Source organism: Leisingera sp. JC11 (assembly GCF_040704725.1).
Taxonomy (GTDB): Bacteria; Pseudomonadota; Alphaproteobacteria; order Rhodobacterales; family Rhodobacteraceae; genus Leisingera.
In genome coordinates this window covers 31,749-46,938 of record NZ_JBFCVS010000025.1, presented here as the reverse complement: position 1 = coordinate 46,938, position 15,190 = coordinate 31,749, and the positions used below count along the sequence as shown (strand labels likewise).

Below are 15,190 nucleotides of genomic sequence, written 5' to 3'. Positions count from 1 at the left end.
GGAGCATCAGGCCTGTGTCCCGCGGCAGCGCCAATTCCGAATATTTGAGGTTCGGAATTGGCCCTGCCGCTCATGGCTGGGGATTTTTCAAACGGCGGTTTTGGGGAGATTACGTCCGGCGATTACAGCACGTTCAGGATGCCGTCTTCCACTGCCAGAGTCAGGACCTTACGGATGATGATTGTGTGTTTGGCCTTGGTCGATTCTGCCAGCCGCTTTGGCCGGTTCCCGTCCAGATGAATCAGGTAGTCCCGCACCTTGCCGGTGGTGATCTTCGTAACGTCGTACTTCCCAAAATAGCAGATCAGCCCGTCCTTTGATCGGTTCAGCAGCTTGTTGTCGCCGTCTGACCACTTGGACTTGCCTTTCTGAATGCCCATCAGCTTCTTGGCGTAGTGCTCGAAGCTGGTGGCCTTCTTCTGAGCATGGTCGCTGTTGGCCTTGCTGCGGTATGAGTCGGCAAACTCATAGGCCACTTCAATCGCTTCGAGACGCGATGTCTCCTTGGAGGAACGGCTAACATATTTCCCTGCAAGCGGGTCTCTGATGCGGATGTAGTAGTAGGGGCTGCGCGCTATCTTGTAGATCGCCAGCCCCTTCCGGAGGTGTTTGATCGTTGTAATTCGATTTTCGGAATCTTTGGCCAAACCGAGCCCATATGAGAAGTGTATAACCGTGTATAACTTTTAGAGTCGGCTCCGATGATCATCAACGGGCGAAATTCTTCAGTTATATCAGGATGTTATGGTGCCCGGGGGCGGAATCGAACCACCGACACGAGGATTTTCAATCACATGCCTATTTTTAAAATCAATGCTTTACAACTATCTACGTGACTTACTACGTAACTTGCATCATGGGAGCCACCCGCTAACGCATTGATTAGGCCTGTAAAATATCCGATACCGCGACCATATGTCAGCTATGCGCACATTCCATTTCTGGTATAATAGCCGTGCAGCTTTGAAGATATATTCTGAACTTCGTTCAAGAACAGACAGAAGTCTATGACTCAGAATTCCCAAAGACCATGGAATAGTGGAAAGCACTGCGCATTACAGCTGCACGGCTAGATAGTCGGTCTCATTGTGAGTTAAGCTGATCATTTTCAACCGCAACAGGCCGCACTTTAGCACTAGACAGGTTTCATCTATCGCACGGCCCATCTCGATGAAAAAAAGTGGCTGGCCGTTCTGACATATGCTGACAGAAGCGTTTCGGTAAATCAGACTTTCGGGCAGATTGCAGCTAAGGTCGGGTAAGAGCCCATACTGACCAATGCTGCGTATGGAACCAATGGCAGTTCTAAGGCAATTACCATCCTGGTACTTAGATCTGGCGTCGAGCGCTGTTCTGAAGTGAGGGCGGTGACACTTTTCTTACATGTGCGGCGGCAAGAAAAAATTTTAGCTGAAAAGATCTAATTCCTTGGTCATTTCGAGCCAGTTGTCTATCCGAGCGCGTGATATCTCGGGTTCTTGCTCGGCCACTGCATGGATTGCGAAATTCAGCATCGAATTCAATGCCGCGGTTGATTCAAGGAACAGGCCGGTTTTGGACTCCACATGAAAGACATGCTGGGTATAGCCATAGGCCCAGTTGTTAAATTCATCTGTGAAAACGACGATCTGAAACCCCATCCTTCTGGCGATCCGGCAGGTCTTTTCCGCTTCTCGCGCATAGGGCTGAATATCGATCAGGATCAGAACGTTTCTGGTATCCTGGATGGAGGCTGCGGGGGGCGCCCATTCGACCAAACCGCCCTCATGAACGGAAAGATGGCGGACCGCGTCCCTGACGATGCCAAGACGCCGTGCAAAATCTTCGGCCATGCCGCGCACCGTTTGAAAGCCGGTCACAAACACCCTTTCCGCCTCGTGAACGCAGGAAACCATGCCCTGCCATTCCGCACGGGCGAGCTGGCTGGAGAGCTTGCGAATCGCATTGCTTTCCGCCTTGAGGATCACACTGTCGCTTGTTGACAGAAGCCGCATGAAACGCTCGGTGCTGTCCACCTGCGTCTGAGGCGTTTGGGTTTTCAGCTGTTCCTTGAGATCGCGGATGCCGCGATAGCCGAGCTTTTTCAGAAACCGGCTGACAGTGATTTCGCTGACCCGTGTCGCTGCAGCCAGGGACGCGCCAGTCTCAAGCCCGATACGCGCTTCGTTGTTCAGTATGTACCGGGCTATGCCCGCTTCAGATTTGGTCAGCCCGGGCAAGTTCGCGCGAATGTTCCTGAATACGGGTTTCGCTTCCATTTATGTTATCTTTCTGTCATTCGTACCATTTGCTACTATGACTACCAATCTCATGCAAGGGTTCCCGCAATGGCTCAGTGCGGTCCGCTAGGTGCGTGAAGCCGCGGTTTCACGCCCGCGCCTTTGAGCCTGACAAGGCAAAACAAGCAACTTTGAGGAAAATCATGAGACGCCTTACCACAACCGCCATTGCGCTGGTCCTGTCAGCCACATCCGCATTCGCCGAGGGGAACTTGGTGATTTATCACTGGTTCGAATACATCCCGCAGGCGCTACTGGACAAATTCAGCGAAGAAACCGGCGTTACGGTGACCATGGACACCTACGACTCGAATGAAGCGATGCTGGCCTCTCTCAAAGCCGGGGCTCTTGGCACCTATGACGTGGCTGTGCCCACGGATTTCATGGTAAAGATCATGGCGCAGGATGGTCTGCTGGACACCATCGCCGACGGCGAATTGAAGAACAAGGCGAACATCGCGTCTGAATGGGCCGACCCAAGCTTCGATCCGGGCCGGGCGCATTCGATTCCCTATCAGTGGGGGTCTTCGTCGTTCATGGTTGATACGGCAACCTATGGCGGCGACATCGACACAACAGATATCCTCTTCAACCCACCTAAAGAACTATCCAACAGAATCAATATACAGGACAGCCAAAGTGACCTATTTGCGCTGGCCGCCCTGCATCTGGGCATTCCGCAATGCTCAACGGACCGCGAGCAACTGAAAGCGTTGAACGACATGCTGCAGGCAGCCAAAGAGCATTGGACCTCTTTCAACTCGGACACCGCAAAGGAAGTGCTCGTGTCGGGCGATGTGGCTGTTGGACAGATCACCCATGGCTTTGCCGCCAAGGCCCGTTCGGAAAAAGACAGCCTGAAATATGCTTTCCCGACGGAAGGCTATGTTGTCTGGATGGACAATGTCGTGCTTCTGAAGGATGCGCCCAACCGTGAAAACGCCCTGAAGTTCATGGATTTCCTGCTTGAGCCGGAAAACATCGCGGCAGTTGCGAACTATGCGCGCTATGGCACGGGCGTCACCGGCGTCGGGGACTTCCTTGATCCCGAGCTGGCGACACTGCCCGAGGCGAACCCGCCTGCGAACGCGGGCACGCCGGTGTTCGTTGAAGCCTGCGATGAAGCCACTCAGGCGGTGTATGACCAAATCTGGACAAACCTGAAAAAATGAACCGAATGGCCCGCCGGGAATATCCGGCGGGCTGACCCCGGAACCGACAGACGAGCAAAAAGATGAAGACAAAACTGCGCGCGCGCGAATTGGGCCTGCCATTCAAGGGCGAAACCGGCCCTTACAACGCTATCACCGATATCGAAGGTTTGAAGATTGGTTTCACAACACTGACTGACCCTGACCGCAATATCCGGACCGGTGTAACAGCAATCCTGCCGCGCGGGGACGCATCAGAACCTAAGCCGGTTTGGTCCGGACAATATGCTCTCAATGGCAATGGTGAGATGACCGGGACCCATTGGATCAACGACGCTGGGTATTTCGTGGGCCCGATCTGCATCACCAATACCCATTCTGTGGGCATGGTGCATCACGGAGCCACGCGCTGGATGCTTGATACCTATGCGGATTACTTCCGCAAAGAGCACGCTTGGGCGATGCCGGTTGTGGCGGAAACCTATGATGGTGTTTTGAATGACATCAATGGCCAGAACGTCACCGCCGAGCATGCGATCGGCGCGCTGAGCAGCGCCGCATCGGGGCCTGTCGCCGAAGGGTCTGTTGGCGGCGGCAACGGCATGATCTGCTATGAGTTCAAGGGCGGCACGGGCACCGCCTCGCGCCGGATCGAAATCGGGGGAGAAACCTATACCGTGGCCGCGCTTGTGCAGGCCAATCACGGGATCCGGCCATGGCTCAACATCCTGGGCATGCCGGTTGGAGAGTTGATGCCCGAGGACCGTATCCTCGAACAGGAAACCGGCTCGATCATCGTCATACTCGCCACCGACGCTCCGCTTTCTCCCCTGTCATTGCGACAGGTCGCCAAACGGGCGGCCATCGGCATCGGGCGCGGCGGCAGCCCTGGAGGGAACAATTCGGGTGATATTTTCCTGGCGCTGTCGGTTGCCAACGAACAACGCATGCCGCAGGTGGAGGCGGCGTTGACAACTCGCACGGAGCTCAACATGGAATTGCTTGATCCCTTCTACCTTGCGGCTGTCGAATGCGTGGAAGAATCCGTTGTGAATGCGATTGTCGCAGGTGAAGACGTGCCCTCCTTCAAGCCTGAAGGGCGGGTTTGCAAGGGGATCGACACCGCTAGATTGAAAGCGCTCTTTTGCTGAATAGAAGCTTGAAATTGTCGTCGTGAAGCGCCAGGTGCGGCCATTCGCGTCATCAAAGTGAGGGGCGGCATTGTCCGCGTCTGAGCCGTTCGCCAAGTTCAGGGCGAATGTCAGCATTTGCGCGGATCAAGCTCACCGCAAACAAGGCATTGCCAGACTGTCGGTTTCCAGCTCTCAGTAGGTCGGAAGACTGCTTTGTAGCCTTGCTTGCGCTTCTGATTAGATTCTGTCACTTCCATAACCAGATCTTGTAAGCCTCTGTCCTTCTGTAGAATTTACAGCCAACTCATTTGTCCGACTGGATTGGTGTGATGTCGATGGAGCCAAGGACGCTCTGGACCGTTTGCCACATCAGGTGATGGTTCAAAATTCGGCACACTAACAAGACCATGCCTTGTGCTTTGGGGAACTGCCAAGATACGGTCCCTCGAGCGAAAATGAGGCAGAACAGCAATGAATATCGTTTACCATGAACAACAAAATGGAGCGCTCCCGCGTGGCAAACTGACCGACGCGCAATATGCTCTAGCAAGTGGCTTCGTCGCGAACTGGAACCGGACACGCGAAACGATCATTGAAATGGCAAAACTCGCCAAGCAGATCGAAGACCTTCCGTTCCGAGAGAAAAGGCCGATCAAAGCGCACCTGGAGACACACGCGAAAATCTCAAGTTCGGTTCTGTCCCGGCTTGTCAAGATCGGCAAGAATAGCGTGTTGATGAACGAAAATAACCTTCCATTTCTGCCTGCGTCCTACAACACACTCTACGCACTGGCGGACAAGGACGAAAAACTAGACGACAATGGTGCCACACTAACAAGCGCCATTCATGGGGGTAAGATTACGCCCAAACTATTGCGCAAAGACGTGGATGGGATTTTCCAGCAAGAACCGAAAAGTCAGGCAGAGATTGACGCAGAAAAACAGGCAAAGAACATAGCTGCTGGTCCGTCTATCAAGGTGACTATCAAGGGCAACTTCACAAACGTTCCGGCCGACAAACTTCAAGCACTAAATGATCTTTGCAAAGACCTCGCAGAATGCGGCGTTGTCGTCGGCTTGAATGAGGTGAACAGAGTTGGGTAAGTCTTACGCGGCATCCAAGAGCGACCTCGGCGTTTTGCGCAAGTTCGCAAACTGGTCGAACTCGTTTCAGGTATTCGAGGATGAACGATATGAGATCGGCTTTTTGCCGAACATCTCTTTAAATCACTTGATGATTGCGGAAGGGTTTTTCACAGGAAAAGCACCACCGCCGGGTTATTACTCAACAGAAGCGCTTAAAGAGCAAGGCAAATATGTTGTCGAAGACAAGCCATTCTTTGACCAGCCGTTCATTATCGATCCAAACATTGCATCGGATGAACTGACCAAGTTTTCGATAAGTGCCGAAATATGGAAAGAAGCTCAGGGAAGTTTCGTGAGTCACCTCGGTGACGGAAGCGCTCTAAAAAACCTGTTCATTGTTCCAGTTGACGAACATGCCTCCACCTATATCGATGGGCATGGGGTCGAAATGCAGTATCGTGGGTTTTACAAAGACAGCCACGGAAACGAGCACTCTATGGATGCAGTGCCGTTTGTTTCATCATGGTCTCCGCCAGCCTTTACGATCTTTCCCAAATCTTCCGTGAACGTCGGAAAAGCGTTCCGATTGCGCACTAGATTTTTTAGAGCGATGCCGACCGAAGACTACACAGTCACAACTCTCGCAAATCACACAATGGTTTTTGAATCAGTCGAACATGGTTTTGTAATCTATCTGCGCGGCTGGATGCACGAAGACCACCACGAGATGAAGCCACTTCGAACATCCGAAGATGATTGGATTGTAGGAGGCACAAAGAGCCTCATGGCGAGGTTCGATAAGGTTCACGGCCATCAGGAAAAAATCAAGATAACCGAAGTCTCCGCCCTTTCAGGTAAACAAAAGCTCAAATCGCCCAGACGAAGATCTCCTTCTCGAAGCGAACAAAAGGGTTACGTGAATCCAGATCAGGCATATGAGAACTTTATGAACTCGCCCAGCGTTCAGCCGAATTACTATGATCCACTTACCGATCTTCTTGAATCGGAAGCAGATGCGGTAATTGCCTCTCTCAATGGCGGCATTACCTCCAAAGTACACACGAGAGAACAGTTTAAGATTGTTCCGGATCAAGGCGCTGTCGAGCAACCTGATTGGGTAAATCATTGGAAGGGAATGCCTGACTTCAAGAATGAAAAGGGTCTTCCTTTTGATGAGCAGTCAGATGTTGATGACGAAGACGATGGAATTGACGAAGAAGCCAAGAATAAGGTGAAGATAAAGAATCAGCTTCTCAGGTGGATGGACGATAGCCGTACCCTTCCGCGCTATCCTGTCTACATCATTTCGAAAAGTCGCGCTCAGTACATGAAGACATCCAAATCTTTGGCAAAGATTAGAATACCTCATTATATCGCAGTCGAGCCCCAACAAGAGGCGGAATACAAAGAAGCCCTGACATTTTTCGGCTTATCTGAATATGCGACACTATTGATATTGCCGTTCTCAGATCACGGCGAAGGTCCCAGCTTAGCGAGGAACTGGTGCTGGGATCACTCAATAAGGAACGGGTTTGCTCGTCATTGGGTCTTAGATGACAATATCAACGACTTTTATCGCCTTCACAACAACGTCCGCGTTCGGGTCGACTCTGGTGCAATTTTTAGAGCAGCGGAAGACTTCGTCGACAGGTACGACAACCTTCCCTTGGCTTCGTTCGGCTACAGGCATGACTATGCTCCGAAATCAAAGTGGGCACCGATCAGATTGAACAGCCGAAACTATTCGATGTGTCTCATCGAAAATAGCTGCCCGTACCGGTGGGAAGGTCGGTATAATGAAGACACCATTTTGAGCCTGAGAATATTGCAACACAAGGAACCCAAACTTTGCACTCTGGAATTCTGCACATTCTTGCAAGGTAAGGAGGCGACCCAGACCAGCACGGGCGGCAACACCGACGAGTTTTACTGGGAAGGCACGTTCAAGAAATCGAAGTTCCTTTATGATCAACAACCAGTCGATTCTAGGGTTTGGTTTGAACATAACCGTTGGCATCACAAGGTGGATTATTCAATTTATACCCAGAGGCTACGCTTGAAAGATGGTGTGGAAGTACCGGAAGGTATCAACAACTATGGTATGTACTTCATATCAAACTTCACAAAGCCAGATCATTTACCATGGTAAACATTTTGACCGCTACTTCGTTCTGCTAAAGAGCTGCGTATCTAACGTCTGCATCAATTCAGAAGATCGCATGATGCCTCGCCAACACTCTGATTATGGTTCGTAACTTCAATAATCAGAATGGGTAAGGCCATGTTTTTCAACTATAAATTTCGGTCATGACTTTTCAGGCTGGATGGACCTGTTAGAATCTTGCGCATCAACGCAATTTTCTAATGGGTTCACGATGGCACAAGGCAAACAGGCAAAGATACTAACCAACGCTCAAATCCAAGCTGTGCTTCGCCACCTTGAAGCGGGGCGCAACGCGGATCGAAACAAGGTTATTTTCTTGCTAACCGTGAAAGCTGGTCTTCGCGCGAAAGAGGTTGCGGGTCTGCACTGGTCGTCAGTTCTGAATTCAGAAGGTGAGATCGGCGATCACATCGAACTGACAGATCAAACAAGCAAGGGGCGATCTGGGCGCATCATTCCGATGAACCGTGATTTGCGCAAATCTCTGGAGCTTTGGAAGACGGTTTGTACTGACAAGCGTCAACAGCGTGACGCTCCAACTTTCCCAGAACGTGCCATTGTCTGTACTGAACGGAGCGACAGCACGCCTGCGCAGGTTATCGTGAATATGTTTCAGCGTTGGTATCGCGACTTGGGTTTTGTTGGCGCGAGCTCGCACAGCGGTCGGCGCACATTTATCACGAATGCAGCGAAGAAGGTCGTGCAGGCTGGGGGTTCGCTACGCGACGTGCAGGAACTAGCAGGTCATTCAAGCCTGACGATGACACAGCGGTATATCGAAGGTGATACAGATGCCAAGAAACGACTGGTAAATCTTATCTAACTCAATAACTTCGCGGCATGATCGCTCTTCTCTTGGCGAACAAAACCTCGAACTGACCTCAATAACTCGAGCAACTACAAAAATGCAGGCACTTTTCTTCTCCCCACTCCAAAATGAACATGAGCGCGGCACAGTTGGCGCACTCGAAAGCTATTTCCAGAACCACCTACGGTGTCGCGTTGTTCGGCTGCCTGCACTTTCAAGTCAAACCGACGTTCCGTCATGGTTCTCAAACATCAAACTACAGATCGAGACTGCCGATATCCTAGTCATGGTTTCCCTTTCAAAGACGCTGCGCGTTTTAGGAAGCTATAGCGAAGAAATCGCCGATCTGATCACAGAGAAAATTAACGCAGGTGTGCCTTCGGTAGTCGAGCTTTATGGAACGGACATACCCAAACCAAATGTTTCAGACAAAGAGCTGAACGCGGCCTTGTCCAAAATCTTCTCAGCCCTCGATGTCTGGCCTCACAACATACGCGTAAGCCTTCCTCGAGAAATAAATGACCACCCCAATGAGTATTCGATTTCGATCACCGCTGATGACGGCGTAATGAGGCCGGATTACCTAGATGACAGTACGTTTTTGCACGTCAATCAGCCAATCTTGCTGACATATGACAAGAAAACATACCCACTGGTAGAGGCTCCAAACGGGGCAAGATTTGTAGACGACGGGGACAGAATTACTTCAAGCATCCCTGGATTGCGCCCTTGTATGATTGCGTATCGCACAAACAAGAAAACATTTCAGTTTATCAGTGCGGCTGGCATGTTGATCGACGGATATGATGCGTTAGGCGGCTTTCATGTCAACGGAGCCGAGGAAAACAGCGACTTCATACGCAGTATCTTGGACGAAGTTGCGGATAAAACGAACACATTTGAAAGCCGAGCACGCAAAGCCTACGGAGCTTTCGTAGAATGTGAGCGGGGAGTTGGAAAGCTCCTGAGAAAAGTGTCAGGCAACAACGTGGAAAGCATCTTGGTGACGCATGTGCGGGAAAAGCTAGAGGAAGTTTATGAGGGCAATCTCGGCAGGCTAACACTGTTGGAAATGTTGTTAACAATTTGTTCCAAGAAACGTTGGGGAATATTTGAACCTGGGATGAGCAACAGCGACGGCTCTCAGCTTAGTCGAAAGGAATTCAGCAAGCTTGTAGACGAACTGAATTCCGGCGCGAGGAATACCCTTGCCCACCCGGCGAAGTCAGTCTTAGGTTCGTCAGACATTACCGAAGTGGAAATAGAGAAACTTCAGCGCATGAGGGATATTATCTGGAGGGCGCGGCAGAAATTTATGTGTGACTAGAGGTCTTCAACTTCGAAGTTTGGGCGATAGTCGACAAGAACCAGATTTTGATTCCTTGGGCGGATTGCGACCCTTCTTCGCATCCGAAGTTCCAAGTTGAGGAGCCTTAATACCCGAGGTTTGCGTTGGGTTCGATTTATTTCACGTGTTGATCGGAACCTGTGGCATCGTATGCGCCTTTCATTCCTAACTAGAAAACACTGCCCGCGACCTCGGGGAGCTTGGCACACAACCATCCAGATGGACTATTCTGTGGCAGACCCAAACTGTTGAAAATACTCGTCGGACCATCCCACTGACGCATTCAAGGCCGTGATCATGTGGTGCCCTTGCCAAGTTGCCCCTCCCGTCATCCTTCGCAGCAGTTCTTTTGCACCTTCTTCTGCTGGACCACTATCTTCGGGTTGCCCAAAGATGAAAAAGGTCCCAAGCGCATTCGGATGTACGAACTCGCTCAATGTGTCATAGTTTCTCATTGCCGAGATTCTGCTGACAAGATCTTGGATTTCTAACCCTGTTGATTGGACTTCTTCTAGCGCACTAATAAATGCTCTGATTGCAGGGTACTTTTCCCAAAGGTACTCCATATACTTATGGTCAAGCTTGTCGAGATGCCTCAAGGCGTCCATCACATGAACGCGTTTTGCAATTTCCCCATCTTCCGTGCGACCGCCAAGGAATTGGTCGACTCGTTTTTCAAACCGTTCCAGGTTGCCTTTGCGCGTCATGCGGGAGACCTCATGAACAAAGAAAGCCGCCATTCCGACTGTTTCAATCTGCGCCCTTGCAAGGATAGCTGCGCTGACTACCCTGTCTTCCTCAAGCAACCGGCTGGCCGAGTCCGCCAGATCAATAAAGCGCCGACAAAATGATCTTTTCATCTCTTCTATTGAAAAGAGTTGGCTACCGCGAGGATCAGAAGTGAATTTGATTGGCCGTTGCCCCCACTCTTTTATTTCGCTGTACACATTGTTCAGCCGCCAAGACCTAAGTTCCTCTGTTCCTTCCAAAGCCTTGTGGATGTCAGATACGTTCACGACTTTCTCCGTCTTGCTGCTTCGGGACATGAAAGGGAAGCTCTTGGCGTTCCTCCCTTGAATTTCCGCGAGAGAATGTCAAAATTCAACCAAAAGATGAGGTTGAGTAAAGTTGTTTCATGCAAGCGAGGACAGTCTAGACGACCTGATGAGGGCTGTCTTCAAGCAGTTACTTACTGGGCGCGGGAATTTCCAGGTTGACTCCAGCAAAGGCAAGAGTACGGAAGCCTTTGGGGCGCTGTTGGAGTTGAAGAACCCACGAGCGCGGTTAAGTCGCTCGTTCTCTAAAGCCAAGGCCTTCAGTCCGCTTGGTGAGTTGTTTTGGTACTTGTCCGGTAGTGATAGCGTAGAGTTCATCAAACACTACATTCCAAACTACCCAAAATTAATCAAAGATGAGGTCAAGGCAAATGGTGCTTATGGCCCTAGAATTTTTGGCGAAAATGCTCATGCGAAGCTCCAAGGACGCAGCGAATGGGATAGGGTGATCCGCACTCTACGTGAACGAGAGGGATCAAGAAACGCCCTTATTCAGATCTACGACAATTCGGATGCAAAGCCAAAAAACGGTGACAAGCCTTGCACCTGCACCATTCAATTCGCGGTACGGAACAGACAGTTGTTCATGCACACACACATGCGTTCTAACGATGCGTTTTTTGGCCTCCCGCATGATATCTTCACGTTTACTATGCTGCAGGAGATAGCGGCTCGCGAATTGGGCTTTGGATTGGGCAGATACACGCATTCCGTGAGCAGTCTGCATCTATACCATGACAGCCCTGAAACTGCAGAACGCCCCGCGAACAATTCCACATCTGGTGCGGAAGCATACTATCGAGAAGGCTTTCACGATTTCTCACCTATGCCGGAAATGCCATCAGGATGTCCATGGTCGAGCATCGAACAAGTGAAAGTCGCTGAGCAAGAAATCCGAGCTGGAAACATCGGCTATAGCGCACCAACCGACGTCGAACGATACTGGCAAGATTTCATAGAGCTTTTCAGAATTCACAAGATTTTCGAGGATATGAGGAAACGCGGAGATGATCTTAGATCCGAGAGACCCGAGTTGCGTAGAGTTGCGAGTATTATGAGGGAGATTTCACCGACTTACCGAATATATATCCTCGGCAGGCTTGAGAAAAAGCAATCTTCCGTTCGAGATCTTTTTGAATATGCGAATGAAGGTAAGAAAGCATGAGCGGAATCCACAAAGATAGAATATGCGAGTTTGTTGATAAAATCGGGCAGATTGACGAACAATTTGGCCCCCTTCCTGGGATCGTAACTGCCCAGCGTCGGCTCTGCTGGGCACAACAGATCGTATCCAGCCTTCGTCGGATTTCGTACACGGATACTTTGCTGATGCGGGACGTAAGCCCGGCTAGGTGCGATCCCCATTCAGGTATTTTTGACCCAGTTAGAGGGGCTCTGCATTTCCAACGACATGGGCAACTTGACGAAGCAATTTGGCTAACATTCATTCTTACTCACTTCGGCAAACATGCGGTGGACGAGTGGAGATTTGCTCAGAATGTATATGGGTCTTTCCAAGCAGGCCCTGTTTGGACTTTTGCAAACTATGGTGCCAACCCAGTAGCGTTTGAAAACATGCTGTTGGAAAACGCAGCCACTCTTGCTTCTTGTAAATTTTCTAATCACAGAAAATTCCAAAGCAAAAAACCTGAAGCGGTAGCGAGAACGTTTCGTACCTACTATCAATGGCAAACCGAGTTTGGTGGTTTTCGAGACCGTTTGGTAGCTACCCACGCAAGTGTTGGACAAGAGCCGCATGCAGCATTCGATGCGTTATACAAATCCATGAAAGACGTATTTGGTTTCGGGGGGGGGCGTCTTGGAAGATTTGATTTTCTCACGATGCTTGGCAAGCTTCAGCTGGCTCCAATTGCCCCCGGGAGTGTCTATTTGGACAAAGCAACTGGGCCGCTTGCTGGGGCGCGTTTCTTGTTCTTCGGTGATAGGGAGCATGCCATCACAGGTAAGGCCCTAGAGCCGCGCGTTGATGCACTGGATCAGCTTCTTGAGGTGGGAAAACAAGTCATCGAAGACAGCTTGTGCAACTGGCAAAAAAGCCCAGATATTTACGAGTACTTCCGAGGCTGAGAAACATTCGGAAGCTCGGTATTTCCGTCCCACTTGTAACGTCGTTTCAATTCATTGAATTGGTGGGGTTGAAGAACTCCCGCCTTTTGAAGTTGCCCGACAATAACACCCGGCGTGACACCTGCCATTCTAGCGATCTTTCGAACATGCGGGCGCGTCGGGACAGCGTTTAGCATTTCATCTCTGAGATAAGCCGGGACTAGGGTATCTTGCGCGAAGGCATCTGCTTCGTCCTCGCAATGGGATGCGCCGAAAGGAGATGGATCGCTACCGTCTACAGAAATGTGATCGGTTCCATGCAATACAACGTGAGCCGCTTCGTGAAAGAACGTGAACCAAAAGTGATCTTCGCTCAAAAAGCGGAAGCTCAACAATACTATTGGATTGCCATTTGTGTTGGTCCAAGTCGCCCCACTTGCCCTACACCCTTTAGGGGCTTTTGAACTCACCAAACCAACACCATGCTCCGCACAGGCTTGCTGTAATTTGGGGAAGAAGACTTCCGGGCGCTTGAGGGCGCAAAGCTTCTTTAACTCGGGCAGCCGCTCCTTGAAATCACTCGAAGAAAACCTTGCAAGCGTTAGACCTTCACTTTGCACTTCACCGACGCGCAACCAAGCCAACGTAGCCATTTCGTCGGCCTCAAAAGCAAACGAGGTTCGAAATGCGACTTGGCCAATCCCTGCGGAGTATCGTTCATTCCAACTGCTGATAGTGTCGCATCCAAAGAAACTGAGAATATCTTCGGACAAACGTTCTCCGCGAGATCCCTTCGGTAACCAACCGAGTTCACGCAATGCCCGAGCTGGAAATGCCTGCCCCCAAGTGGAAAGCGATTGGTCAGGCGCTGAATTTGCGAGCCGCGCTTTGTCGGCCAGAAACTGGTTGTATCGTTCGCTCCAAAACTGGCGTGATGCACCAAGCTCCGCGGATAGGGCGTCCGCGATTTCAGAGCAAATTTCGACTCGCCCCTCCATGATGCCCGCAAATACATCTTCCTCGAATCCGATGCGCTCAGCCAGTTCGTGCACCGGGACATTTCCGGCTGCCGCCAACCGAGAGATCGTGTCGCCTGGCGGAGAAGCCCAGTTTGGTTCAAACATCAAGCCAATACCTCCTCACCAATCGTGATCGAATCCAAACGAATGCGATGAGCATCTTTCCACTTATCGCAGTCATCGCCGAAGGCGGTTATCACGGTTCTTAAAGTGCATCCAGCGGAGACGAACCAATCCAGTTCAAAGCAGTCTCCGTTTTGGGTTACTGATCTTGGACCACCTGGAACGTCACCCGCAAAGAGGGCCGCTCTAAAGTCTGCGACCAAACCAATCAACGCTTGCCCGCTTTCACTCCCGAGATGATGGTAAGCTGTCTTGGGTTCTGTCGCCAAATCCCTCATGAGTTTGCTCGAAAATGTCGGTTCCAAGGGTTTTGCATCCCAAAATTTGCACAGCATAGAGCCTTGGAAGGCGAAGAGCCTACTATATGTGCCCAGAAACAATACATGAAGAATTTGTAGCTAGCGTCGCGATGAAAGTCACGGGCGAATTGTCCTCTAACCATTGATCGAACTGGCTATGTGCTGGAAATAAAGAATGACAGAGGGCCGTTGTCGTCATCTGGCTTTTCGCGATGTTTGGCGGCCTCACGCTCGACGAACTCGCGCATCATGAAAATCAATTGCGCTGTCATCGCTAAATTCAAGGACCGGCACGTGCGCTCAAAGTCGTTCTTGAGATCGACTGGTACGCGGAAGTTGACTGGTGTTGTATTGCTCGACATGGCTTAGCCCCCTGCTCTTTATTGTATTTATGTCAGCGTTACAGGCGGGTAAGGGTATGCAACTACGCTGTAAAATACGCCCCACCCCGGCGGGTAAGTTCGCAGTGCATCGGACGCAAGATCCTTCGAAAATTATCACAACAAAACAAGGATATTCGACGGCCACGAGGGGGCTTCTTGTATAAATAGAACGAGTCGAGAGATTGGTTCTCGGCAGACATCAGCATAATCAGTGCAGAGCTAGCCATGTCGGGGAAGAGTCAGAGGTGCTCGGACCGTACCGCTTAAACGAATTC

The 15,190-nt window shown here is 50.7% G+C and carries 14 protein-coding genes; 8 read left to right on the top strand and 6 right to left on the bottom strand.

Annotated elements, in window-relative coordinates; all coding sequences use genetic code 11:
- Nucleotides 1-122 precede the first annotated feature (122 nt).
- Complete coding sequence (locus AB1A62_RS19730; protein ID WP_366663175.1) at nt 123-647, bottom strand: phage integrase SAM-like domain-containing protein; 525 nt, start codon at nt 645-647, stop codon at nt 123-125.
- Between the two features lie 759 nt (nt 648-1,406).
- On the bottom strand, nt 1,407-2,258 hold the full coding sequence (locus AB1A62_RS19725; RefSeq protein ID WP_366663174.1) for a MurR/RpiR family transcriptional regulator: 852 nt from the start codon (nt 2,256-2,258) through the stop codon (nt 1,407-1,409).
- A 164-nt stretch (nt 2,259-2,422) separates the two neighbouring features.
- Here AB1A62_RS19725 and AB1A62_RS19720 point away from each other — a divergent pair, with 164 nt between their 5' ends.
- The 6 genes from AB1A62_RS19720 to AB1A62_RS19695 all read left to right on the top strand — a co-directional run bounded on the left by AB1A62_RS19720 (nt 2,423) and on the right by AB1A62_RS19695 (nt 9,948).
- A complete protein-coding gene (locus AB1A62_RS19720; protein ID WP_366663173.1) occupies nt 2,423-3,451 on the top strand; it encodes an extracellular solute-binding protein in 1,029 nt (342 codons plus the stop codon).
- Nucleotides 3,452-3,513: 62 nt separating this feature from the next.
- The gene (locus tag AB1A62_RS19715) at nt 3,514-4,581 is read left to right on the top strand and encodes a P1 family peptidase (RefSeq protein WP_366663172.1); all 1,068 of its coding nucleotides are present in this window, start codon (nt 3,514-3,516) and stop codon (nt 4,579-4,581) included.
- 453 nt (nt 4,582-5,034) lie between these two features.
- Nucleotides 5,035-5,667 carry a hypothetical protein gene (locus AB1A62_RS19710; protein WP_366663171.1) on the top strand — a complete coding sequence of 211 codons (633 nt, stop codon included), beginning with the start codon at nt 5,035-5,037 and terminating at the stop codon, nt 5,665-5,667.
- Nucleotides 5,660-7,798, top strand: coding sequence for a hypothetical protein (locus tag AB1A62_RS19705; RefSeq protein WP_366663170.1), 2,139 nt, complete (start codon nt 5,660-5,662; stop codon nt 7,796-7,798). Before AB1A62_RS19710 ends, AB1A62_RS19705 begins: the two co-directional genes overlap by 8 nt.
- A 226-nt stretch (nt 7,799-8,024) precedes the next feature.
- On the top strand, nt 8,025-8,636 hold the full coding sequence (locus AB1A62_RS19700) for a site-specific integrase (RefSeq protein ID WP_366663169.1): 612 nt from the start codon (nt 8,025-8,027) through the stop codon (nt 8,634-8,636).
- Nucleotides 8,637-8,718: 82 nt separating this feature from the next.
- Nucleotides 8,719-9,948 (top strand): hypothetical protein, encoded by a 1,230-nt coding sequence (locus tag AB1A62_RS19695; protein WP_366663168.1) that lies wholly within the window; start codon nt 8,719-8,721, stop codon nt 9,946-9,948.
- A gap of 245 nt (nt 9,949-10,193) precedes the next feature.
- Here AB1A62_RS19695 and AB1A62_RS19690 read toward each other — a convergent pair whose 3' ends face one another.
- The gene (locus AB1A62_RS19690; protein ID WP_366663167.1) at nt 10,194-10,985 is read right to left on the bottom strand and encodes a hypothetical protein; all 792 of its coding nucleotides are present in this window, start codon (nt 10,983-10,985) and stop codon (nt 10,194-10,196) included.
- A gap of 148 nt (nt 10,986-11,133) precedes the next feature.
- On the opposite strand from AB1A62_RS19690, the gene AB1A62_RS19685 reads away from it, so the two are divergent.
- Both AB1A62_RS19685 and AB1A62_RS19680 read left to right on the top strand, forming a co-directional pair.
- A complete protein-coding gene (locus tag AB1A62_RS19685) occupies nt 11,134-12,189 on the top strand; it encodes a thymidylate synthase (RefSeq protein WP_366663166.1) in 1,056 nt (351 codons plus the stop codon).
- A complete protein-coding gene (locus AB1A62_RS19680; protein WP_366663165.1) occupies nt 12,186-13,112 on the top strand; it encodes a hypothetical protein in 927 nt (308 codons plus the stop codon). The genes AB1A62_RS19685 and AB1A62_RS19680 overlap by 4 nt, the downstream gene beginning before the upstream one ends.
- On the opposite strand, the gene AB1A62_RS19675 is transcribed toward AB1A62_RS19680, so the two are convergent.
- The 3 genes from AB1A62_RS19675 to AB1A62_RS19665 all read right to left on the bottom strand — a co-directional run bounded on the left by AB1A62_RS19675 (nt 13,091) and on the right by AB1A62_RS19665 (nt 14,894).
- Nucleotides 13,091-14,215 (bottom strand): ImmA/IrrE family metallo-endopeptidase, encoded by a 1,125-nt coding sequence (locus AB1A62_RS19675; RefSeq protein ID WP_366663164.1) that lies wholly within the window; start codon nt 14,213-14,215, stop codon nt 13,091-13,093. The two genes, AB1A62_RS19680 and AB1A62_RS19675, sit on opposite strands and share 22 nt — an antisense overlap.
- Nucleotides 14,215-14,538 (bottom strand): hypothetical protein, encoded by a 324-nt coding sequence (locus AB1A62_RS19670; RefSeq protein ID WP_366663163.1) that lies wholly within the window; start codon nt 14,536-14,538, stop codon nt 14,215-14,217. The genes AB1A62_RS19675 and AB1A62_RS19670 overlap by 1 nt, the downstream gene beginning before the upstream one ends.
- A 149-nt stretch (nt 14,539-14,687) precedes the next feature.
- Nucleotides 14,688-14,894, bottom strand: coding sequence for a hypothetical protein (locus AB1A62_RS19665; protein WP_366663162.1), 207 nt, complete (start codon nt 14,892-14,894; stop codon nt 14,688-14,690).
- Nucleotides 14,895-15,190: the final 296 nt, after the last annotated feature.